Raw genomic sequence first — 21213 nt, forward strand, 5'->3', positions numbered from 1 at the left:
CTAAGTACCCCTACTTTTTTTGTCCCTCAAAAAAAACAGCCACTTCTTCTTTTCCTTTTCCCTACGATCTTCCTCGGGGGTTGGTATAACGGGGTAGGGTTCATAAGCGAGCGGTATTTTTGTTACCTTACTCGTCATCTCATCCAAAGCAACGAGATCCTCTCGATTGACATCATGAATTGAAGTTTTACCGAGGGCACGGATGGCCACTGTAATTTCCTCCATGTAGGCATCGAAAAAATTCTCTAAGTGAGTGGCAGCTTTCTCTTCGTCAAATTCTTCTTCCAAGTTTCCTGGATAAAAAACCAGCTGGGTAGGGGGCTCCCAAGGAATCGCCTTCGTCACTTGCTCATGCGTCATAGCCCAGAGTGGCGCTGTACCAAAGTACACGGCGTCGGCGCCAAGGGCCAGAGCCTTAAGACATTGTCCCGGATTGGAAAAACCTCCGCCGATGAGCAAGGATATTTTGTCTTTTACCCCTCTTTTTGAGAGATATTGAACCGCTCTAGACAGCGCATAAATGGTAGGAAGACCAAAGTCATCTTCAAGGATCGGTGGACCCCCTTTTGTACCCGCCTGCCCGCCATCAATACTAATAAAGTCTACTCCGCCATAGATAGCCGCTTCCAGGTCAGCCTCGAGCTTTGCACTTGCACAGATTTTAACTCCGATGGGAACCCCCTCAGTGATTTTGCGTAGTTTTTTCACTAGAGGCTTTAAGTCCTCGGGCTTTTGAATTTCTTTATGTCTGGAGGGAATAACAAGCTTTTCTCCAGGCTTTAGATTCATCAGGTCTCTAGCTCTACCTTTTAAATATCCTGGAGGAATAATACTCGCCGCCGCCGCAGATGCTCCTTGCCCAATATGAATTTCTATGGCATCGGCTTGTCGAAGCTTTTCAGGATCCTTAGACCAATCGCCTGCGCTGTACTGCATAATGAGGTATTTGGCAAGCTCTCGATCTTCAGGCAATAAAGCTCCTTCACCCGCGTTTGTGGCTGTTCCGACGGCTGCCGTTGCTTTTGCCGCTGCGATTTTTAGCTTCTCCGATACGCCTATACCATACCCCCACGCCCCGAGCAGGAGAGGAATGTCGAGGGTTAGTGGTTTTTTAGCAGCAGGGCCAATAGTTATCCGTGTTACAACAGTTGCATCTTCAGGCGCTGGTAAGGTGGCCAGCTGGGCAGGAGAAAAAATTAGGCCATCAAAGTGAAGGAACTTCCGAGGGCTGCCAAAAGGGCGCTCAATGATTCTCCCGGAAGCGGCACGCAAGCTGTTTTCTACCACGGAAGTGGGCGGGGTGCGCGTCATCGCGGTTACCATTTCCCATATGTTTTCAGGATAGCGATCCTTCATGATTCGCTTAATAATTGAGCCAAGGATCATTTGAGTCAATGGTTTTATCAATAAAAGAGAAAGAATACCAGTAAATAAAATGGCGAGTAGGGCACCGGAAAATGAACCGATGATAAAAGAAACCCAGTTATCTTTCATTCTCATCCCGCCTCTCCTTCGTAGGTTAAGTTTATTCTAAGTATAATTTTCCACCTTTCTTCTAAAAATATCCTTACATCGTTGAAAGGGAAAAAGGTGGGAAAAAGCATGTTTGGTTTATTTAAGCGAAATAAAGCAAGGATACAGCAGCAAAGGAAGGAAGTAAGCCAATCCCATGATTTTTCCATTACAATCTTTCATTCTGTTCAACAGAACGTAGAAAACATCCAAAATATCTTGCATTCTCCTGATGACCTCATCACGAGAGTGTTTACAATCGCCAATACCAACCATTCCTGTGCGGTCTTGTGTATCGATGGCTTGGTAGATAAAGATTTAATTAATGATAAAATCATTCAAAACATTCAGCTTCAAGTCACTCAATTGTCTAACCCCCTCCCTTCCTCAGCCGAAAAAGTCTTAGAAGAGCTTGAGAATGCGGTGGTTTCCGTTGGGGAACTTTCAAAGGTCTCCAGCTTAGATGATGTCATGTACGCCATTTTGTCAGGTGATACCGCTTTGTTTGTAGATGGGGCAGATGAAGTTTTAATTATTGGGGGAAAAGGCTGGGCCAGTCGCGGGGTAGAGGAACCGGTTACCGAAGCTTTAGTACGGGGGCCTAGAGACGGATTTACAGAGAATCTCCGTACCAACACGGCTCATATTCGGCGACATCTCCGGGATCCCAATTTGCGTTTTGAATCCTTTAAAGTGGGAAGGCGGTCAAAAAAATCTCTCGTTCTCTGTTATGTAGATGGGATCGTAAATCCTGCTCTTGTGAAAGAGGTTAAGCGGCGCATTAACACGATTGATTTGGATGACGTTCCGGAGTCTGGGTATATCGAGCAATGGATCGAGGATAGCTTTCTTTCGCCATTTCCACAAATTCAGCATACCGAGCGTCCGGACAAGGTGGCTACGGGGCTGATTCAAGGCAGAGTAGGGCTCATTCTGGATGGCTCACCATTCGGTTTGGTGATGCCCATGACTCTTGCTTCAAGTCTGCAGTCCCCGGAAGATCATTATGAGCGTTGGCTTATCGGCTCATCTTTACGAGTGTTAAGGTACGGGGCGGCTTTTTTGGCCACCTTTCTCCCTGCTTTATATATCGCGCTTTCGTCTTACCATCCGGGAATGATCCCGTCCGACCTTGCTTTTTCCATTGCAGGCTCAAGAGAAGGGGTTCCGTTTCCAGCTGTAGTTGAAGCTTTTGTCATGGAGCTCACCTTAGAGCTTCTTCGGGAAGCCGGGATCCGCTTGCCTAAACCGATTGGACAGACGATTGGTATTGTAGGGGGCTTGGTTATCGGGGAAGCGGCAGTATCAGCTGGAATCGTGAGCCCGGTCATGGTGATTGTTGTAGCGGTTACGGCCATTTCCTCCTTTGCTCTTCCTTCCTATAGTTCGGCCATAGCTCTCCGGATGCTGCGCTTTCCTATTATGTTGGTCGCTGCAACGTTTGGACTCTATGGGATCATCCTAAGCTACATCATGATTAATATTCATATTGCCAATTTGAAGAGCTTTGGTATTCCTTATTCAACTCCGTTTGCTCCAAGCTATCTTAGGGATTGGAAGGACTTGGTGATAAGGGCTCCTTTAACCATGCTAAAAACCAGGCCAGAGATGCTAAGGACGAAGGATCCAGACCGCATGTACAAGGGAGGGAGAGGAAAGTGAATGCTTTCCGGTACGGGGATGAAGAAATCAGCAATAAGGAAATCTTAATTTCAGTCACAACCATGATTATCGGGGCGGGCATCCTTACATTACCGAGAGGGGTCGCGCAAAGCACGAAGGGACTAGACGGATTACTGGCTATCGTAGCTGGGGGAGTTCTTGCGATGGTTTTTGCCTGGGTGTGCGCCAGGCTGTCCTCTCGTTTTCCACAACAGACATTTTTTCAGTATACAACACGCCTGGTTAGTAAACCAGTAGCCATTGTCACTACACTTCTCTTTGGACTCTATTTTATGTGCTTTACAGCTTATGAGATGAGAACTGTAGCTACCATTTCGAAAATATATCTGTTTGACCAAACACCAGTAGAAGCCTTGGGATTGATATTTCTCTTGATAGTTATTTATTCAGTTTCTGGTTCTAGAGCAGCGATTCTTCGAATCAATTTAATGTTTATGCCGATCGTATTGTTCATTGCCATTGCTGTAGTCTTGATGAACGTGGGTTATTTTGACGCAGAAAATTTAAGGCCGTTCTTTACAACCAATTGGAAAGGATATGTGCAAGCATCGAAAGAGACCAGTTTTGCCTTTGTCGGCTTTGAGATTTTGCTTTTTTATGTCGCTTTGTCGAATAAACCGAAAGAGGCTCCTACCGCTGCCATTATAGGCGTATCAATTCCCCTAGCTTTATATTTGCTGATTTACTTTATGGTGATTGGGGTATTTGCGACGGAAACCACATCACAAATGATTCATCCTACTATAGAGATGGCTAAGGAAGTAGAGGTGCCGGGGCAATTTTTTGAACGGTTTGAATCGATTTTTTTTACGATCTGGATTATGACTTTATTTAATACGGCGGCGATGGGATTGGATCTCTCAGTCACGTGCCTTAGGTACGTTTTGCCTAGAGTAAAGAAGATGAATATTATTTTTGCTCTGTCACCCGTAACGTATCTCGTGGGAATGCTGCCTGAAAATCAGCTTTCTGTGTTTAAGCTGGGCAATTTTATCAGTTATGCTGGGATTGGCTTTGCTGTTCTTATTCCAACCCTATTGTTGGTAATAGCTAAAGCGCGAGGAGTGAAGGGGCATGCATAAAGAAGCAGCAGCAATCTGCATTCTTATTTGTCTGCTTGCTGTTTTGACTGGATGCTGGGATCGTGTGGAAATTCAAGAAAGGGGATTTGTGCTTGGTGTGGCAATAGATGAGTCCAAGGACCAACAAGAGGGAGAGGGGGATGAGAAGGAAGAAAGAACAAAGGGAGAAGGCCGTTATGTGGTTACCCATCAATTTGTTGCACCGGAAGGGTTGCAGGGAGGAGATGGGGGAGGAGGGACAACCCCCTTTTTCAATCTAACCACGGAGGGGGCATCGATGATCGAGACGGTTCGGATGCTAGCTACCCGTACGAGCCGACCTCCTTACTTTGGACATATTAAAATGATTATCATCTCAGAGGATGTAGCTAAAAAAGGAAGGATGGCGGATGTAGTTGACTTTTTTCTTCGAGATCATGAAATGCGCAGGGGGACAAAGGTTATGATAGCTAAGGGACAAGCCAAGGACATCTTGAATTTTAAACCACCGCTTGAAAAAACGCCGGTCACGTTCATCCGCTCCGTAGCGGAAAATATCGATCGCACGGGCCGGATCTATCCTCCCGTCCGCATTGGAGATCTTCATGAATTGCTGCTGCGTCAAAATAGTTATGCCCTTCCTCGCATTATGGGAGAAAAGGAGGAAGTGAAGGTTGCAGGTGCCGCCATCTTCCAAGGGTATTCGAACCGGATGGTGGGGTGGCTGGGTGAAGAAGAAACCATTGGGCTTAATTGCATTCGGGGAGAAATTAAAGGGGGAATCGAGAAAGTAGAAGTAGAAGATAAGCTTGTGGTTTATGAATTCCGGGGGAAAAATTCCAGTATAGAGGTGGATGTTTCGGATATAGAAAACCTTAAGTTTACGATTACGATGGAATCGGAAGGATTTATTCCTGAATCTCAAAAAACGGTAGACTGGCTGAGTGCAACGGTGGTTCGAAGTGTGGAGAAGAAGATTGGGGAAGAGACTGTCAGGATAGCCACCAAGGCCTTAAATAAGCTGCATAAGGAATTTAAGGTGGATGCCATCGGACTCGGAAGATATCTCTATACTCACCACCCTAAGGTATGGGATAAAGTTAAGCATGATTGGGACAGAGGGAAAAACTACTTTGCCAAAAGTACGATCGAACTGAAAGGAAAAGCGATCGTGAGGAATTCCGGTGTCATTATCAAATCCGAGCCAATACAGGAATAGGTGAAATATGAATCAATTTATCGAGCGTTTAATTGGATATAACCCCCCGGGAGCTATATGGATCTGCACGGTTTTATCCTTTGCCGTGCCTATGTCCGTGTACCATATCAATAAAAGCCTCCACAAATATGGTGATCCTCCGTGGAAGGAAGACCAGAGGGAGGAGTAGTAAAATACTGCTCCTCGCTAGATCTACCGAGCTAGACCAGGAATTTTGACATCGCACAGATCGTAACATCCTGAAACATCTGACGACGAGTGATGTGTCCGTGAGTCAAGATACCGATGGTCCCTTCGTTTTTTCTAATGTCCTTACCACCCGCCCATTCATCAATCAAATCCCCTAGCTCGTACCCTTGTTCGATTCTTGCTACCACCTCATCCGGTAACAAGATGCGCAGACCGCCAGCAATCCCCATGACCCCTTTCCGATTTACAACAGCGCCCCAATTACATAGGAATGTTCCGTAAGCCGTCTTGACTAAACCACCTTCTAGGCCAATACCATAATCAAACGCCCCTTGTTCTAAAACGGCCTTAGCCCTATTAATGGCTCCCTGTATAGTCTCTTCGTCCGATAGGGGTTGAGGAGAAACGTCCGATGGGACATCAAGCCCCGTAATTTGTGCAGTGTATTCAAGTTTAGAAAAAGCCATTTCAACAGCGTCTAGTTTGGCCGGATTATGACTTCCGACGGCAATATTCAACATGATGTAATTTCCCCTTTTGAATGATCTGAAAAAAGAATAGAATATATTTAATATATCATTTAAATAACAAAGAGGAGAAACCATGAACTTAGTACAGGAATTAAGAAGCATTCTTTCAGATGAACAAGTGACATCCAATCAAACGGCCTTAGAGCAGCATAGTAAGGATGAATCTTCTCATTCGCCGCATCTGCCGGATGTGGTTGTATTTCCAAAAGATACGCAAGATGTAAGTAAAGTCCTGAAGTTTGCCGATGAACATCAGATTCCCGTTGTTCCGTTTGGGGTTGGTTCTGGCTTAGAAGGAGCCGTTATTCCCTATAGTGGGGGGATTTCTATGGACTTCCAACTAATGAATCAAATCGTTGAAATACGTCCTTATGATTTCTTAGTTCGTGTGCAGCCTGGCGTCACACGTCAGCAGCTGAACAAGGAGCTTAAAAAGCACGGACTTTTTTTCTCCGTTGACCCTGGAGCAGATGCTACTCTTGGGGGAATGGCCGCTACGAATGCCAGCGGAACGACATCGGTACGTTATGGCGTGATGCGAGATCAAGTGCGTGATCTCGAGGTGGTATTGGCTGGAGGCAAGGTCATTCGTACAGGCGGGATGTCGGCTAAATCTTCTTCGGGCTACCATTTGAACGGGTTATTTGTGGGGTCTGAAGGAACATTAGGGGTGTTTACAGAATTGACGTTGCGAGTCTATGGTATTCCTGAAGTGACGATGGCTGGACGAGCTACCTTTCCAAGTATTAAACATGCTGTCGATGCCGCTGTCGACATTTTATCTGCGGGGATACCCGTTGCTCGGGTAGAATTAGTAGACGCCCGTTCCATACAACAGGTCAATAAGCATAGCGGAACCGATTATCAAGAACTGCCTACTTTATTTCTGGAGTTCCATGGGAATGAAGCAGGATTAAAGCAAGATATTGAATTTGCCGAGCAATTAATACAGGAGCAAGCGTGCCAAGAATTTGCTTTTGAAATGGATTCCTTGCGTAGAGCACAGCTATGGGAAGCACGACATAATCTGGCTTATGCCTACATCCATGATAACCCAGGGAAAAAGATGATTATTACGGATGTGAGCGTGCCTCTTTCCTCCTTAACAGAAGCGGTTGAACATGCCCGCGCCATCATCGACGGCTCCGGCCTGGATGGAGCGGTTGTGGGTCATATTGGAGATGGCAATTTTCACACTTTAGTCATTGTCGATGAACAACTACCAGATGAGGTGGAGAAGGCTGAACAGGTGAACGCCGGCATTGTGAATCATGCCTTGGAGCGCGGGGGGACCTGTACAGGAGAGCATGGCGTAGGAGTAGGAAAACGAAAATACCAGTATAGAGAGCATGGGGAAGCCATAGAGGTGATGAGGCAGCTCAAGTTTGCTCTGGATCCGAACGGGATCTTAAATCCAGGAAAGGTTCTTCCAGAATGAAAGAAGGACTAGACCTTCTCATGGTTGCTTTGAGTAGCTTAGGGAACAACGGGGCCTTATGGTTCGGGCTAGCTCTGCTCCTGCTTGTCAAAAAAGCGTGGAGACCCGCGGGCGGCTCCTTACTTTTAGGTATATTGCTGGCCGCTCTCGCTCAAGATGTGCTAAAAGACTTTTTTGCGCGACCTCGACCGGTTGTTGCTGATCCTTCTACTCTGCTTGTAGAGATGCCGACTACGTTCTCCTTTCCTTCGGGACATACGATGCTAGCTTTCTGTGCGGCGGGGATCTTGTACTCTGTTTTTCCTCGGCTAGCAGCTCCCGTATTAGTACTGGCTTGTTTAATAGGGTTTTCTCGTCTCTATCTAGGCGTTCATTATACTAGTGACGTCATAGGAGGAGCTTTAATTGGTCTAGCGATTTCCGTTTTTGTAGTATGGATCAAGGGAAGAGTCACCCGTTGGAGAGAGAAGACTGAAAAAATGAAGATGTGATAAAATAGAGATGAGGAAGGAGTTGAACGCTAATGTGGAATTACATCATTCCTATTTTAACTCTTATTCTAGGGTTAGTTGGCGGTTTTTTTGGAGGCGTCTATTACTTGAAGCATCAGATGACAAATCTGAAGATGGATGAGAAGCAACTCCAAGCAATGGCCAAATCCATGGGGATGAACCTCAACCAAAAACAAATCATGCAAGCGTCTAAGGCAATGAAAAGTATGCAGCAGAACAAGAACTTTAAGATGAAATAAAGAACTTAGGTGCTAAATCATGAAGAGAAATAATCTAAGATATACCATGATGGGCTTTATTTTAGGGGTGCTGGTTACGATATTGTTTCAAGAGCTGAGCTTTGGGACCCGAGCGGCAGCCCCGTTCTATGGAGCAGGCATCGGGCTTCTCCTTGATAACCTCATGGTAAGATGGCGTTCCAAGAAGGGACCATAAACAAGATGGATGAGTGATGCTCCCTTAGCTGGAGTATCACTTTTTCGTTTCATAGGAGGGGAACCCATGATTAAAGTATTCATGGAATATAAGATTTTAGAGGAACACCGAGCTCATTATTTGCAAGCAATGAAGCAAGTAGCGGAGTCCATGGAAGAACAGCAGGTCACTCATTTTCAATACTTTGAAGGCGCAGATCAGCCTTTGTTGTTTGTTGAGATGTTTGACGTGGACAGCATGGATGAGTATGAGAGATTGAAAGCCTGGAGATGTGGGAAGGACTCGGTGATTTCAAACTGGGTACAAGGCGGAAGTGCAAAGATTCACATGTGGGCCTTTAAGGAGATAACAGAATGATACAAGAGTTTCGCACCGAAGACTTTCAACAAGATCTCTTGCATTGGTTTGAAAGAAACTTAAGAGATTTGCCTTGGAGACAAGATCGAGACCCTTATAAAATCTGGGTATCGGAGATCATGCTGCAGCAAACAAGAGTAGATACGGTTATTCCTTACTTTAACCGATTTATTGAACGTTTTCCCACTCTACAGGATCTTGCGCAGGCGCAAGAGGACGATGTCCTTAAGCTTTGGGAAGGACTTGGCTATTATTCGCGGGCCCGCAATCTTCACGCAGGAGTGAAAGAGGTACGAGAAAGCTATGGGGGAGCCGTTCCGGACTCTCCGGAAGAGATTAGCAAAATTAAGGGAGTAGGGCCATACACTGCTGGTGCCATTTTGAGTATCGCTTACGGCAAGCCTGAGCCTGCAGTCGATGGAAACGTCATGCGCGTTCTATCTCGGCTGTTGGTCATTGAAGATGACATCCAAAAAGTGAAGACGAGGAAACGGTTTGAAACCATTATTCGAGAGCTTATTGCCAAAGATAATCCTTCCTACTTCAATCAAGCCCTCATGGAATTAGGAGCTTTAATTTGCACACCTAAGTCTCCGAAATGCGGTCATTGCCCGGTCCAAACTCATTGTCAAGCCCAGGAAGCTGGAGTACAAGGCAACCTGCCGGTAAAAGGCAAAGCCAAACCCCCGAAGCCGGTTCAAGTATCTGTTGCGTTTGTATCAGACGGGGAGAAATTCTTGATTCGCAAGCGTCCAGAGCAAGGTCTCCTGGCGGGATTATGGGAACTGCCTAATGTAGAAGGAGAGCAAGTGGAGCTAGAAAACCATCTTGTTGACAACCATCACCTTGAAGTAGCTGGAGGGGGACAGCTGTTCCATCATCAACATACGTTTTCCCATCTGCAATGGGAAATGGATGTTTATGCTTATCGGGCAGTAAAGGCCCCTTTAGAAATAGAAGCCCATTGGATTACATGGGAACAAATCCAAAACTACACCTTTCCCGTTTCTTATCAGAAAATATTTGCTCAAATTAAGGAGTTTTATCGATAGGAGGCGATCCGTATGGATATGAATCGATTCACCATCAAATCATTAGAAGCCATCCAACATGCCGAGACGGTAGCCCTTCAGCATGGCAATTCCGAAATTGACACTGAACATCTCTTGTTGGCCTTGCTTGAACAGCAGGAAGGGCTCGTTCCAAGACTTATAGAAAAAATGGGCGTTGCCCAAAACTATCTTACTTCAGCTATTAAGCGCATGGTAGAAAAGAAACCCAGGGTAAGCGGCCCAGGGCGTGAGTGGGGGAAAGTCTACGTCAGCCGTTCCCTAAACGGAATTCTTCTAGCTTCTGAGGAAGAGGCTAAACGCATGGGAGATGAGTACATTTCCACGGAGCATTTGCTTTTATCCATCGTGGAGGCTGGAGAAAGAACTAGCCTTGGCTCTTTGTTTAAAGAACAAAGTCTGACACGCGAGTCCATTTTAAAGGTGTTAACCGATGTGAGGGGGAATCAGCGAGTGACAAACCAGACACCAGAAGCCACATACGAAGTTTTGGATAAGTACGGCGTGGACCTTGTGAAAGCGGCTGAGAAAAACAAGCTCGACCCGGTTATCGGTCGTGATGCGGAGATTCGCCGGGTGATTCAGATTCTATCTCGAAAGACAAAAAATAATCCAGTGCTGATCGGGGAACCAGGTGTTGGCAAGACCGCGATTATCGAAGGATTGGCTGGGCGAATCGTACGTGGGGACGTGCCGGAGGGGCTTCGAAATAAAAAGATCTTCTCCCTTGATATGGGAGCTCTTATAGCTGGAGCCAAGTTTAGAGGGGAGTTTGAGGAAAGACTTAAGGCGGTCCTTCATGAGGTGAAAAAAAGTGAAGGCCAAATCCTATTGTTTATCGATGAAATCCATACGATTGTAGGGGCTGGCAAGGCTGAGGGATCAATGGATGCAGGGAACATGCTGAAGCCTATGCTGGCAAGAGGAGAGCTCCATTGCATCGGGGCTACTACGCTTGATGAGTACAGAAAGTATATCGAAAAAGATGCGGCCCTAGAGCGAAGATTCCAGCCTGTCATGGTCCAAGAGCCCACAGTGGAGGATACGATATCGATCTTGAGAGGGTTAAAGGAACGATTTGAGGTCTTCCATGGAGTAAAAATTCATGATAATGCTCTCGTATCTTCTGCGATGCTTTCTAATCGCTATATTACGGACCGGTTCTTGCCGGATAAGGCTATTGATTTAATTGATGAAGCATGCGCCCTGATTCGGACGGAGATTGACTCCATGCCTGCGGAGTTAGATGAGGTAGCGCGTCGAGTCATGATGCTTGAAGTCGAAGAAGCGGCCTTGAAAAAGGAAACGGATAAAGCTAGCCAAGAACGATTACAGCACCTTCAAAAAGAGCTCTCCGAGCAAAAAGAAATCCTCCATGGTCTTCGCGCCCAATGGGAAAGTGAAAAACAAGCGATTCATAGCGTACAAAAGCTAAGAGAAGCGCTGGAGCAGCTTCATCAACAAATCGCGCAGGCCGAGCGTGAGTATGACTTGAACCTCGCGGCTGAGTTGAAATATGGAAAACTTCCGTTATTGGAGAAAAAACTGAAGGAAGAAGAAGCTCAGCAAGACGAGAAGAAGAAGGGACAGTCTCTGCTACGAGAAGAAGTGAGTGAGGAAGAGATTACTCGGATTATTTCACGCTGGACGGGTATTCCGGTCACGAAGCTGCTTGAGGGTGAAAGAGAAAAGCTGATGAAGCTCGAATCCATTCTGCATCAGCGCGTGATTGGCCAGGAGGAAGCCGTTCAAGGGGTGTCCGACGCGATTATCCGGGCAAGAGCGGGGATAAATGACCCAAGAAGACCCATTGGTTCTTTTCTGTTCCTCGGTCCTACAGGGGTAGGAAAAACAGAGCTGGCCAAGACCTTGGCAGAGACGCTTCTCGATTCAGAAGACCATCTGATTCGCTTGGATATGAGTGAGTACATGGAGAAGCATACGGTTTCTCGGCTGATCGGAGCCCCTCCTGGATATATCGGCTATGAGGAAGGCGGGCAGTTGACAGAGGCGGTACGAAGAAAGCCTTATTGTGTCATCTTATTTGATGAAATTGAAAAAGCTCACGCCGACGTATTTAATATCTTACTGCAAATATTGGATGACGGTCGAGTGACGGACTCTCATGGCAGAACAGTCGATTTTAAAAATACCATTATCATTATGACCTCCAACATTGGTTCTGTGTTCTTATTGGACGGAATTGATGATGAAGGACAAATAAGGGATACCGCTAGACAGCAAGTCATACAGGAGCTTAAGCGCCATTTTAGGCCGGAGTTCCTCAACCGAATTGATGATACGGTGCTGTTTAAGCCACTAACGACTTCGGAAATTGTCCGTATTGTCGATTTGCTTCTTACGGACCTTCAGCAACGGCTGCATGCACAGGATATTGAGCTTGAATTGACCCCAGGGGCCAAGAATTTGATTGCACAGCTTGGGTATGATCCTGTCTACGGGGCTCGACCGCTTAAACGCTTTATCCAGAAGCAAGTGGAAACCCCTGTGGCTAGGGCTTTAATCAGCGGCGAAGCCAAACCAGGAAGCCGGGTCACGCTTGACGAGAAGGAAGGACTTCTTAGAGTTCACACAAATTAATTCGGTTAAAGAAGGATTTCACCCGTGCGCATGGAAATATAAAGCATTAGGCCTAGGGGGATGTAAGGACATGAACAACGCGATCATGGAATCGATACTAAAATTTGTTTCTGACAGCATCATCATCATGAACGAAGAAGGGGTTATCAGCTCAATCAATCCTGCTGCGGGAAACTTATTTGGGTACCATGGATCCGACGTTATGGGAAAACATGTCGAGCTGTTGCTTCCCGACCTATTCGGCGGAACGATTAGTGGAACTGGAAGAAAATCCATCGGCAAAAAAAAGAGCGGAACCATCTTCCCTGTCACCGTAACGTTTGTAGAATCTCAAGCGGATGAAGGAAAATGCTTTATTGGTATCATTCGTGAAATTGTTGAGCGTAAACCTTGGGACCAAGCCCAATACCTGAAGTTGATTCTAGAACATCTTCCGGATCAGATCTGGGTGAAGGATGTTCAGATGAAATATACTTTTGCCAATAGGGCTTTTCTTGACCATTTCGGCGCAGAGAACAGGGTTGAAGGATTATCCGATTATGATTTCTATCCCGAAGAACAAGCAGAAGAGGTAAAAAGTCAAGAACAGAAGCTTATTTATACAGGCGAGTCCATTACCTATAAGGAAAAGGTGGAAAACCTCCACGCTACTTCTCTAAATAAAATTACAAAAATACCGATCCGTGATCAACAGGGCCAGATTCTAGGGTTGCTTGGGATCACCCAAGACATTACCGAGTGGCAGCAAACGGAAGAGCTATGTACGCACTTGGGGAAGATCCTGGATGAGACGATTTTTGAGATCTACGTTTTTTCTCCTTTTCCTCTCCAATTCATCTATATGAACCAAAGTGCATTGAAAAATCTAGGATACGCAATAGAGGACATCCCATCCGTTTCACCCGTGCAGCTATGGTCGAAGTTCTCGGATGAAAGTTTTCAAATGGCACTAGATTCCATCATTCTGGGGGAGCAGGAATCCATTGAATTTGAAACCAACCACAAAAAGAAAAATGGGCATTACTATCCTGTAGATGTAAAGATTCAGCTTATCTCCGAAAAGGATAAAGCGCCGTTGTTCATGGCTATCGTGCAGGATAGCAGCCCTCGGAAAGAAGCGGAAGCGATCCAGCGGAAAGCGGAGCGAGCTCTGCTGTACTCTAATGTAATATTTGATTAAACGAGTGTTCCTGATGCTAGACTATAGCTTCAGGAATTTTTTTTGTTATCCGTTTTCTTAATTTTTAAATGAATAAAAATACAGTCTTATGTATTGACCGTTTCATATGACCTGTAATATATTAATAGACGAACATTCATATGAACGGGAGGGAGAATCGTATGCTAGATTGGCTAAAGCGTCTTTTCCTAGTATTAATAGGACTTTTTATTACATCGCTAGGCATCAAGATACTATCCCTCAGCCAGTTAACCTTCGGTGGTACTGCGGGGATTGCTAGTACCTTAACGTATGCTACGGACTTTTCTTGGGGTATCTGGTTCTTTATTGTTAATTTACCTTTCTTTATTATTTCACTACAGAAGCTTGGTAAATGGTTTACGGTTTCTAGTTTGTTATCCATTACCGGCATATCCGTTGTTCGTGATGTGTTAGACCAGTTAAGTTTGCCTCTCATCCCGAATGCAGTAATAGGATCGATTGTTGCAGGGTTATTAATTGGTATTGGAGTAACACTAGTGTTAAATAATGGCTCTTCACTAGGAGGCATCCATATTCTTGCCCTTTATCTAGATGAACGTTTCAAGATCAATCGCGGATTAACTATAGTAATTAGTGATTTGTTGATTGTGTTGACTGCGGTGTTTATTATCGGCTGGCTCTATGCCATGATCTCCGCCATTTCCATTATCATTGCGAGTACAATTATTGGACGTTACAAGAAGTCTCCAATTAAAGAGATGGTTGAGAAGGAAGAAGAGGCGTATTCACTTTCTCATTAATGAGCAAAGATAGAGGACAAAAATTGTGAGGACATAGGTTTCAGATTTTGTTGAACCTGTGTTCTTTTTTTTGAGCCCAATTAATAAAAAAAGATGCTTCCTACGGTGGTAACGGGTTACACTGAAACCGCCCGAGAGCGGGAATGAGTGGTTTTGATCTGTCGAAAATACAAACCCAAAAAAAGAAGGGCTTCTTCCAACATCACAGTTGAAAAAAGTCCTTCTTTTGTTATTTTTATTTCGCAGCAGCGTAACGGTTGCTTACTGCATCCCAGTTCACAACGTTCCAGAAAGCGGAGATGTAGTCAGGGCGCTTGTTTTGATAGTTCAAGTAGTAAGCATGCTCCCAAACATCAAGACCAAGGATAGGAGTCTTGCCTTCCATAAGAGGGCTGTCTTGGTTAGGTGTGCTAGTTACTGCAAGGCTTCCGTTGTCAACAACTAACCATGCCCAGCCAGAACCGAAACGAGTAGTAGCAGCCTTAGCGAATTCTTCTTTGAAGCTATCGAAGCTTCCAAACTTGCTGTTGATGGCATCCGCTAATTCTCCAGCTGGAGCACCGCCGCCATTCGGACTCATGATCTGCCAGAATAGGGAGTGGTTAGCATGACCACCGCCATTGTTGCGAACCGCAGTGCGGATATTCTCAGGAATAGCTTCCATGTTGGAGATCAATTCTTCAATGCTCTTGCTAGAAAGGTCATCATGTCCTTCTAGAGCTGCGTTTACGTTGTTTACGTAAGTTGCATGGTGACGACCATGGTGAATGTTCATGGTTGTTTCATCGATATGAGGCTCAAGGGCATTCGCAGCATAAGGCAATGCAGGCAATTCGTATTTAGGCATAGTAAAGTCCTCCTGTATAATATGTATTAACTTCCAAATTTTATTATAGTTAATTTCCTATACTAAATCAACAAAAAAGTATCATAACTAACTAGGTTGGGCGCCGCAATCCGCCCCGTCTTTCAATCTCATTAATAATGGTATGATGAAAGCTAACACCTTCCGTGTTTAAAAAACCTCCCATTTGAGCCATCACATGATGATGGAAAGCTAATTCATTAAGTGACCATTCCGTAACGGGTACATCCTCGAGCTCGCCCATATGGCGCTCTTCAAACATAATAGCCCCCTCCTTTCCTATCTTTAGCATGTAAAGATTAAAGGATTTTCATTCAGCCCAAAGTGAAATATAATGGAAGAGGATAAATTAGGACCTAGTACTAAAAAAGGAGAATGTACACATGTCATTTCAAGGAAAAGTAGCCCTTGTTACCGGGGGATCTAGAGGAATAGGCAGAGAGATTGCTCACATGTTAGCCGATAAGGGTTGCAATCTAGTCATTAATTATTTGCGCAACCGTTCGGCTGCTGCCGAAACAGCAAAAGAGCTTGAAGCTAAGGGTGTTAAAGTCCTTCTAGTGAAGGGGAACGTCGGTGAAACCGAAAAAATTAAAGAAATGTTTAAAGAGATTGAGGAGCATTATGGTCGCCTTGATTACTTTGTCAGCAATGCAGCCTCTGGGGTACTTCGCCCGTTGATGGAGCTCGAAGAATCTCATTGGGATTGGACCATGAATATCAATAGCCGGGCCTTGTTGTTCTGTGCTCAGGAGGCGGCAAAGCTGATGGAGAAAACCGGGGGAGGTAAGATTGTCAGCTTATCTAGCCTGGGCTCCATTCGTGTGCTTGAGAATTACACCACAGTTGGGGTCTCCAAGGCTGCAGTCGAAGCGCTCACTCGCTATCTAGCTGTGGAATTGGCGCCAAAAAATATTGTAGTAAACGCGGTTTCAGGAGGAGCAGTAGATACGGATGCACTTAAACACTTTCCTAATCGCGAAGAAATCTTGGCTGGCGCAAAAGAAAAAACACCTGCTGGGCGCGTTGTTGAGCCTAGAGACTTAGCCAATACCGTTATGTTCCTGCTATCCGATGAAGCTAGTATGATATGCGGTCAAACCATTATTGTCGACGGGGGAATATCTCTAATTATGTAAAGAGGGGCTCTGCGGAGCCCCTTTAACTTTTAACTCTAACGATCATCTCCACTTCAACAGCAGCCCCACCGGGTAGGGAAGAAACACCGACAGCCGAACGGGCATGTTGCCCGCGCTCTCCAAAAATCTCAACCAGTAAATCGGATGCCCCGTTAATAACAAAAGGTAGATCATGAAAGTCTCCATCGGTATTAACGAAGCCTACGATTTTTACAATGCCTTCAATTCGATCTAGATCACCGAGTGCAGCCTTAAGGGTATTAAGGTGATTAATCAAACACTGTCTAGCCGCAAGATAGCCGTCTTCCTTACTAACTTCCTGACCAACCTTACCTTTATATAGAAGCTTTCCATCGACCTTTGGGGTCACACCACTCACATATAGGAAAGGAGGAGCGTAAACATAAGGAGCATAATTGCCAGAAGGCTTTGGCGGTGCACTCAATTGGATGTTTTGTTCTGCCAGTTTTCTGTCAATAATGGAGCTAGTAAGTTGTTCCATGCTAATTCCTCCAGTATTAGATTGATAAATTTTAAAATAAACAAAAGAAAGATAATTTAGGTTTCACCTTTAGATAAACATCCCATATAATAAATTAAAAACATAATAATGGTGGTGGAGTTTAAATGGATAAGCCTATGAATGTCAAGGGTGTATGCAATAAGTTTATTGGGTCGTTCCGCGGTGAAGATTGGGAAACCATTGCAGAATTGGGTACGTCAATTAGAAAACTCCAAGTTAAAAGGATTGAAACGAAAAAAAATAAAGGTTTAGTGTTTACGTCTAAGCACGGCGTTCTTAATCTATATGCCCAAAAAGAGGGAAGTGGTTTAGTCACAGGCAGCCTCTTTCTTATGGGGAACTCGGTTCAGGATATTATGAAGCAGCCCATTTGGAAAGTCTTTCATACAGCGGCCTATTTATTTCAGTCTAATGCTGTGATCAATTTCTACCCAGCAGAAGGCGAGCCAGTGGAATATAGGCAAGGAACCTTATGTCGTGAACCCGGAACCGTAGACCCCAAACTGGAACGAAAAATAGATCAATTTCTCAAGCACTTACGAATAAACTACCTTTTAGAGCGTTTGCATGAAGCGATGCAAAAAAAGGACAGCAGACGAATTGGTTGGATAAAAGAAGAGTTAGGTCATTTGAGCAAGTTGGCTTAACGGTTTAGCTATAAGGGCGACATAATCGTAAATTTCCGTTTAATTTGTGAAGGTTGGAAAAGTGTAGCAATTTAACCGGAGTTTTACGATTAAATCGAAATTATGAGTTGAAAATTCACCCTCATCGGCTAATTAGCCGGAAATATACGACTGATTCGCCCTTCCTAAAGCTAATTTTCTAAAATAACCGGAATTCTCCGGTTATTTTAGTTTAGAGCTCAGGCTAGCACCTACAATCCAATCATCAAGTTTGTCGACAAATTCTTAAGAACCTTAGCAATACTCATGGCCACAATATATCCAGTTTTCGGATTGTTGGGAGACGGGGTATTCTGAATCTGTAAACGAATCTCGCCAAACTTTCCCGAAGCAAAGATCTCATGAACATTTTTATTGATATGAGGATCGACGAATACTTGAACCTTGGTTTGATCTAGACCGATGCCTGCTAGACTAAGTGCAGCGGAAACATTTACACTTTCAGGAAATCGTCTAGATGATTCACGTGCATTACCTTCAAATACACAGACCGGCTCCGTTAACTCTTGCAAGTTAACCTGTTGCTCGACAATGGTCCCCATCCAAGCCTTTGGGGGCTTACTTGTTTTGAGGGTAATTTCATCAAGAGGCCCGACCGCTCCGGCAGCAATTCGATCAAGACCGCCAACGGCTGCGGAAGGAACGATCAATTTGGTTCCTGATTCTGCGGCTGCCCCCATAATCGTATCCATTAAGGTCTGGTCATTAAAAGCTCCCACACTTGAAACGATAAAGTCACTCCCACTGCGAAGGGCGCGTTCAGCGTATAGTTGCACCGCATGATGTCCAGCACCTTCCACAATAATATCTAAGTTTTGATTAAAAAATTGGTCAGGCTCATCCACAAAAAGTTCTTTAGGATATTCTGATTCAATTCGGCCAAGATCCCGAACTAAAATTGAAATCAATGCAACATTTCCCGCCTTGTTTTCAAAAATATATTGGGCAACATCTTTCCCAATCGTACCAAATCCGATAATTCCAACTCGAAGCATAGTAACCTCCATGTAAGTTAAGTTAAATAATAAGTAAGGCAACGACGATCATAAATAGAAAAACGATGGAATAACCCACATTCCAGGCCACGATTCGAAAAGGACTGACTTTCATAATTGAAGACATAATTCCAGAAGTGGCATTAAACGGTCCAAGCAAAAAAGTAGAAACGGCTCCACCCAACAAGGCTAGGGCCAGCTGTTCCGCTGATATTCCTAGTGCGGCCGGTTCAAGAGACTCGGCTAGCAAACCGATAGCCAATGCCGGATGCATCCCGAGAAAAGCCAGCAATAGCGGGATTAAGGGTAAAACTGCAAGGAACGCTTGCGGACCAATCAAGTGGTCAAGTTTTATAATGGCTTCGTTTAGAATGCTATTCGACCCTGTGACCTGAAGGACGGTCACGAAAAATCCTGCACTTAAAAAAATCGCAAATTGATCGCTCATTTTTGGAAGTTGGTTTTGAAAGTGCCCGGACACTTCTCTGAAGAAGGCCATCCCTTGACCTAATAGTAAAGACCAGATGAGAGCAAAGGGAACGGTAAGGATAATAACCGTTGTAATCAGTCCGATAGGAAACATATGCTCCAAGATGGCGATAGAAAGAATAAAAAGGACAATAGCAAAAACCATTTGAAGAAGCTTATTTCGCCATTGGACAGGGTCAGGAGCAGCTAGGGCGGCTGCAATTTCCTCTTCACCTTCTATTTGAACTTTCGTAATTCGATTTTCATACCTCTTTCGATTGAACTCATACAAGCCCCAGTTTATGAATAATCCTATGAAGCTAAGACCCAATAGAAGAGGAAGCATACGCAGCCAGCTTACATGAGTAAGGTCAAACACGACTCCCACAATTGGGGCTATGGGTGTCCAAAGAATGGGCAAAGAAAATCCTTGAATGATTCCGATAGAGGTAAAGCGAGTCGTGTTTTTAATGGGAAAGTGCTCGACCGCCCTCTTCACACTGTAGTACATCATAGGTAGAGTAGCTAAATTCATAAAGCAACTGAGAAAAAAGGAGTAAAAAGAAATCGTACGATAAAGACTTGATGGACCTTTAATTCTAGTTTCAAGTACATGGCGAATCGTATCGCTATACCCTCCGATCCGTATAGGCACCGCAATGAGCGGGATGATGGAGAACAAGGCGAGCAAGTTAAACATTCCTCCAAAGGAGGTTAGATAGACGGAGGCAGGCATGGCTTCCTTCCACAATATCGCTAGTCCTAGACCTAGAAATAGAATAGCCAAACAGCTGGCGATCCATCCGGAGCGAGGTAGGGATATAGCAATAGACACGATTGCGCAAACCGAAAGAGCTAGCGACAGCTGCGAAAAGCCAAGTACATTCGTAAGAAGGAAGACCATGATAGAAATAGAATAGATGCCTGTTCTAAACAGTGTCATGTATCACCCTCCTGGTTATTTGTATATTGTATACCAAACATAGTAGCATGAAGAGCATAAATAAACAATAGGAGCATGAGGGAAACCCTTTACAAAAAATTCTATTGTAAATTTTCTAACAAAGATATGTACATTTCCACCGTGGTTATGCTAGGATTTATGGTATACAATATCCAACAAACAGAAGGAGGGGGTGAAAAAATGAATTCTTATCTATTAACTGAAATGACATGGCCAGAAGTTAAGGATGCACTCCAAACGGTTAAGCTTGCTATTATTCCTGTTGGTGCTCACGAGCAGCATGGTCCTCACATGAACGAGAGCTGTGATGCCGTTTTAGCTACACAGCTATCCAATCGATTAGCAGAAAGATTATATCCACACGTACTAGTCACACCTACTGTTAATATGGGAGTTTCTATCCACCATATTAATTTTCCTGGCACCATTACTCTGAAGCCAGAAACACTAATTAGCATTTTGCGTGATATGGTTTGGTCCCTTAAGCAACACGGGATTGAGAAGTTCTTATTTTTGAACTCTCATGGCGGGAATCAGTCTACACTAAGTGTAGCCTGTACAACCTTGACTCATGAGCTAGGGGTAGAAATCTTCTATGCTAAATCCACTGCTTCCGCTAAGAATGCGCTTAAAGAGCATGTGCAATCTACGCTCTATGGGCATAGCTGCGAGCGCGAAGTTTCAGAGGCTTTATATTTGGCCCCGCAACTCGTTCGCATGGACAAGTTGGAAAAGGGAGATATCGTAGAAGGAAAGTGGAGAAACCTGCGCCCAGGCAATCCTTTGCAAGGTACCTATCAATATGAGGAAATGACGGCAAATGGCTGTATTGGCGATGCCACGAAAGCAAGCTATGAGATTGGTGAAAAAGTCGTGGAAGAAGCATTGGATGGTTTAGAAGGATCAATTCGAAAGTTGTTAGATCTCTAGTCTGTCAATTATTAACACTAGAGAATGCTTGTGCTAGATAGTAAAATGAAAACATTAAAAGCGCTTTCATCCTT

22 protein-coding genes are annotated in these 21213 nt (G+C 44.6%); 15 read left to right on the top strand and 7 right to left on the bottom strand.

Translation table 11 applies throughout. From position 1 onward, the window contains the following. On the bottom strand, nt 1-1494 hold the full coding sequence (locus EIZ58_RS06575; RefSeq protein WP_134700928.1) for an FMN-binding glutamate synthase family protein: 1494 nt from the start codon (nt 1492-1494) through the stop codon (nt 1-3). A 108-nt stretch (nt 1495-1602) separates the two neighbouring features. Between EIZ58_RS06575 and EIZ58_RS06580 the strand changes: the two genes are divergently transcribed. The 3 genes from EIZ58_RS06580 to EIZ58_RS06590 are packed head-to-tail and all read left to right on the top strand — an operon-like array spanning nt 1603 to nt 5475. After that, the gene (locus EIZ58_RS06580; protein WP_134699811.1) at nt 1603-3174 is read left to right on the top strand and encodes a spore germination protein; all 1572 of its coding nucleotides are present in this window, start codon (nt 1603-1605) and stop codon (nt 3172-3174) included. Then, nucleotides 3171-4277 carry a GerAB/ArcD/ProY family transporter gene (locus tag EIZ58_RS06585; protein WP_134699813.1) on the top strand — a complete coding sequence of 369 codons (1107 nt, stop codon included), beginning with the start codon at nt 3171-3173 and terminating at the stop codon, nt 4275-4277. Before EIZ58_RS06580 ends, EIZ58_RS06585 begins: the two co-directional genes overlap by 4 nt. Beyond that, nucleotides 4270-5475, top strand: a complete 1206-nt coding sequence (locus EIZ58_RS06590; RefSeq protein WP_134699814.1) for a Ger(x)C family spore germination protein — start codon at nt 4270-4272, stop codon at nt 5473-5475. Before EIZ58_RS06585 ends, EIZ58_RS06590 begins: the two co-directional genes overlap by 8 nt. A gap of 200 nt (nt 5476-5675) precedes the next feature. On the opposite strand, the gene EIZ58_RS06595 is transcribed toward EIZ58_RS06590, so the two are convergent. Continuing rightward, on the bottom strand, nt 5676-6182 hold the full coding sequence (locus EIZ58_RS06595; RefSeq protein WP_134700929.1) for a DUF84 family protein: 507 nt from the start codon (nt 6180-6182) through the stop codon (nt 5676-5678). Nucleotides 6183-6267: 85 nt separating this feature from the next. Here EIZ58_RS06595 and EIZ58_RS06600 point away from each other — a divergent pair, with 85 nt between their 5' ends. The 9 genes from EIZ58_RS06600 to EIZ58_RS06635 all read left to right on the top strand — a co-directional run bounded on the left by EIZ58_RS06600 (nt 6268) and on the right by EIZ58_RS06635 (nt 14569). Beyond that, complete coding sequence (locus EIZ58_RS06600) at nt 6268-7632, top strand: FAD-binding oxidoreductase (RefSeq protein ID WP_134699816.1); 1365 nt, start codon at nt 6268-6270, stop codon at nt 7630-7632. Beyond that, the gene (locus tag EIZ58_RS06605; protein WP_134699818.1) at nt 7629-8123 is read left to right on the top strand and encodes a phosphatase PAP2 family protein; all 495 of its coding nucleotides are present in this window, start codon (nt 7629-7631) and stop codon (nt 8121-8123) included. The genes EIZ58_RS06600 and EIZ58_RS06605 overlap by 4 nt, the downstream gene beginning before the upstream one ends. A gap of 32 nt (nt 8124-8155) precedes the next feature. Next, the gene (locus EIZ58_RS06610) at nt 8156-8383 is read left to right on the top strand and encodes a YneF family protein (RefSeq protein WP_134699820.1); all 228 of its coding nucleotides are present in this window, start codon (nt 8156-8158) and stop codon (nt 8381-8383) included. 19 nt (nt 8384-8402) lie between these two features. Beyond that, a complete protein-coding gene (locus EIZ58_RS33185) occupies nt 8403-8579 on the top strand; it encodes a hypothetical protein (RefSeq protein WP_167577546.1) in 177 nt (58 codons plus the stop codon). A 66-nt stretch (nt 8580-8645) separates the two neighbouring features. Then, entirely contained in the window at nt 8646-8936 is a 291-nt protein-coding gene (locus tag EIZ58_RS06615) for an MFS transporter (RefSeq protein WP_167577547.1), read from the top strand. Further along, on the top strand, nt 8933-9988 hold the full coding sequence (mutY, locus tag EIZ58_RS06620) for an A/G-specific adenine glycosylase (RefSeq protein WP_134699822.1): 1056 nt from the start codon (nt 8933-8935) through the stop codon (nt 9986-9988). Before EIZ58_RS06615 ends, mutY begins: the two co-directional genes overlap by 4 nt. A 12-nt stretch (nt 9989-10000) precedes the next feature. Beyond that, nucleotides 10001-12607, top strand: a complete 2607-nt coding sequence (gene clpB, locus EIZ58_RS06625) for an ATP-dependent chaperone ClpB (RefSeq protein ID WP_134699823.1) — start codon at nt 10001-10003, stop codon at nt 12605-12607. A 70-nt stretch (nt 12608-12677) separates the two neighbouring features. Continuing rightward, complete coding sequence (locus tag EIZ58_RS06630) at nt 12678-13787, top strand: PAS domain S-box protein (RefSeq protein WP_134699824.1); 1110 nt, start codon at nt 12678-12680, stop codon at nt 13785-13787. A 161-nt stretch (nt 13788-13948) separates the two neighbouring features. Next, entirely contained in the window at nt 13949-14569 is a 621-nt protein-coding gene (locus tag EIZ58_RS06635; RefSeq protein ID WP_167577548.1) for a YitT family protein, read from the top strand. Nucleotides 14570-14804: 235 nt separating this feature from the next. Here EIZ58_RS06635 and EIZ58_RS06640 read toward each other — a convergent pair whose 3' ends face one another. Further along, nucleotides 14805-15416, bottom strand: a complete 612-nt coding sequence (locus EIZ58_RS06640) for a superoxide dismutase (RefSeq protein ID WP_134699826.1) — start codon at nt 15414-15416, stop codon at nt 14805-14807. 91 nt (nt 15417-15507) lie between these two features. Further along, complete coding sequence (locus EIZ58_RS06645) at nt 15508-15696, bottom strand: hypothetical protein (RefSeq protein ID WP_134699827.1); 189 nt, start codon at nt 15694-15696, stop codon at nt 15508-15510. Nucleotides 15697-15817: 121 nt separating this feature from the next. Here EIZ58_RS06645 and fabL point away from each other — a divergent pair, with 121 nt between their 5' ends. Continuing rightward, nucleotides 15818-16573, top strand: coding sequence for an enoyl-[acyl-carrier-protein] reductase FabL (gene fabL, locus EIZ58_RS06650; RefSeq protein WP_134699828.1), 756 nt, complete (start codon nt 15818-15820; stop codon nt 16571-16573). A 22-nt stretch (nt 16574-16595) separates the two neighbouring features. On the opposite strand, the gene EIZ58_RS06655 is transcribed toward fabL, so the two are convergent. Then, nucleotides 16596-17075, bottom strand: coding sequence for a RidA family protein (locus EIZ58_RS06655; RefSeq protein WP_134699829.1), 480 nt, complete (start codon nt 17073-17075; stop codon nt 16596-16598). A gap of 125 nt (nt 17076-17200) precedes the next feature. Here EIZ58_RS06655 and EIZ58_RS06660 point away from each other — a divergent pair, with 125 nt between their 5' ends. Then, nucleotides 17201-17743: a hypothetical protein gene (locus tag EIZ58_RS06660; RefSeq protein ID WP_134699830.1), complete on the top strand. Its 543-nt coding sequence runs from the start codon at nt 17201-17203 to the stop codon at nt 17741-17743. A gap of 230 nt (nt 17744-17973) precedes the next feature. On the opposite strand, the gene EIZ58_RS06665 is transcribed toward EIZ58_RS06660, so the two are convergent. Further along, nucleotides 17974-18777: an aspartate dehydrogenase gene (locus tag EIZ58_RS06665; RefSeq protein ID WP_134699831.1), complete on the bottom strand. Its 804-nt coding sequence runs from the start codon at nt 18775-18777 to the stop codon at nt 17974-17976. Nucleotides 18778-18799: 22 nt separating this feature from the next. Beyond that, the gene (locus EIZ58_RS06670; RefSeq protein ID WP_134699832.1) at nt 18800-20188 is read right to left on the bottom strand and encodes a hypothetical protein; all 1389 of its coding nucleotides are present in this window, start codon (nt 20186-20188) and stop codon (nt 18800-18802) included. A 201-nt stretch (nt 20189-20389) separates the two neighbouring features. Here EIZ58_RS06670 and EIZ58_RS06675 point away from each other — a divergent pair, with 201 nt between their 5' ends. After that, nucleotides 20390-21139, top strand: coding sequence for a creatininase family protein (locus EIZ58_RS06675; protein WP_134699833.1), 750 nt, complete (start codon nt 20390-20392; stop codon nt 21137-21139). Nucleotides 21140-21213: the final 74 nt, after the last annotated feature.

This window comes from Ammoniphilus sp. YIM 78166 (assembly GCF_004522215.1).
Taxonomy (GTDB): Bacteria; Bacillota; Bacilli; order Aneurinibacillales; family RAOX-1; genus YIM-78166.

What these genes read in the sequence shown, in the direction of transcription:
- EIZ58_RS06575 (WP_134700928.1), bottom strand. Translation starts at nt 1,494, where the DNA reads ATGAAAGATAACTGGGTTTCTTTTATCATCGGTTCATTTTCCGGTGCC.
- EIZ58_RS06580 (WP_134699811.1), top strand. Translation starts at nt 1,603, where the DNA reads ATGTTTGGTTTATTTAAGCGAAATAAAGCAAGGATACAGCAGCAAAGG.
- EIZ58_RS06590 (WP_134699814.1), top strand. Translation starts at nt 4,270, where the DNA reads ATGCATAAAGAAGCAGCAGCAATCTGCATTCTTATTTGTCTGCTTGCT.
- EIZ58_RS06600 (WP_134699816.1), top strand. Translation starts at nt 6,268, where the DNA reads ATGAACTTAGTACAGGAATTAAGAAGCATTCTTTCAGATGAACAAGTG.
- EIZ58_RS06605 (WP_134699818.1), top strand. Translation starts at nt 7,629, where the DNA reads ATGAAAGAAGGACTAGACCTTCTCATGGTTGCTTTGAGTAGCTTAGGG.
- EIZ58_RS06610 (WP_134699820.1), top strand. Translation starts at nt 8,156, where the DNA reads ATGTGGAATTACATCATTCCTATTTTAACTCTTATTCTAGGGTTAGTT.
- EIZ58_RS33185 (WP_167577546.1), top strand. Translation starts at nt 8,403, where the DNA reads ATGAAGAGAAATAATCTAAGATATACCATGATGGGCTTTATTTTAGGG.
- EIZ58_RS06615 (WP_167577547.1), top strand. Translation starts at nt 8,646, where the DNA reads ATGATTAAAGTATTCATGGAATATAAGATTTTAGAGGAACACCGAGCT.
- mutY (WP_134699822.1), top strand. Translation starts at nt 8,933, where the DNA reads ATGATACAAGAGTTTCGCACCGAAGACTTTCAACAAGATCTCTTGCAT.
- clpB (WP_134699823.1), top strand. Translation starts at nt 10,001, where the DNA reads ATGGATATGAATCGATTCACCATCAAATCATTAGAAGCCATCCAACAT.
- EIZ58_RS06630 (WP_134699824.1), top strand. Translation starts at nt 12,678, where the DNA reads ATGAACAACGCGATCATGGAATCGATACTAAAATTTGTTTCTGACAGC.
- EIZ58_RS06635 (WP_167577548.1), top strand. Translation starts at nt 13,949, where the DNA reads ATGCTAGATTGGCTAAAGCGTCTTTTCCTAGTATTAATAGGACTTTTT.
- EIZ58_RS06640 (WP_134699826.1), bottom strand. Translation starts at nt 15,416, where the DNA reads ATGCCTAAATACGAATTGCCTGCATTGCCTTATGCTGCGAATGCCCTT.
- EIZ58_RS06645 (WP_134699827.1), bottom strand. Translation starts at nt 15,696, where the DNA reads ATGTTTGAAGAGCGCCATATGGGCGAGCTCGAGGATGTACCCGTTACG.
- fabL (WP_134699828.1), top strand. Translation starts at nt 15,818, where the DNA reads ATGTCATTTCAAGGAAAAGTAGCCCTTGTTACCGGGGGATCTAGAGGA.
- EIZ58_RS06655 (WP_134699829.1), bottom strand. Translation starts at nt 17,075, where the DNA reads ATGGAACAACTTACTAGCTCCATTATTGACAGAAAACTGGCAGAACAA.
- EIZ58_RS06660 (WP_134699830.1), top strand. Translation starts at nt 17,201, where the DNA reads ATGGATAAGCCTATGAATGTCAAGGGTGTATGCAATAAGTTTATTGGG.
- EIZ58_RS06665 (WP_134699831.1), bottom strand. Translation starts at nt 18,777, where the DNA reads ATGCTTCGAGTTGGAATTATCGGATTTGGTACGATTGGGAAAGATGTT.
- EIZ58_RS06670 (WP_134699832.1), bottom strand. Translation starts at nt 20,188, where the DNA reads ATGACACTGTTTAGAACAGGCATCTATTCTATTTCTATCATGGTCTTC.
- EIZ58_RS06675 (WP_134699833.1), top strand. Translation starts at nt 20,390, where the DNA reads ATGAATTCTTATCTATTAACTGAAATGACATGGCCAGAAGTTAAGGAT.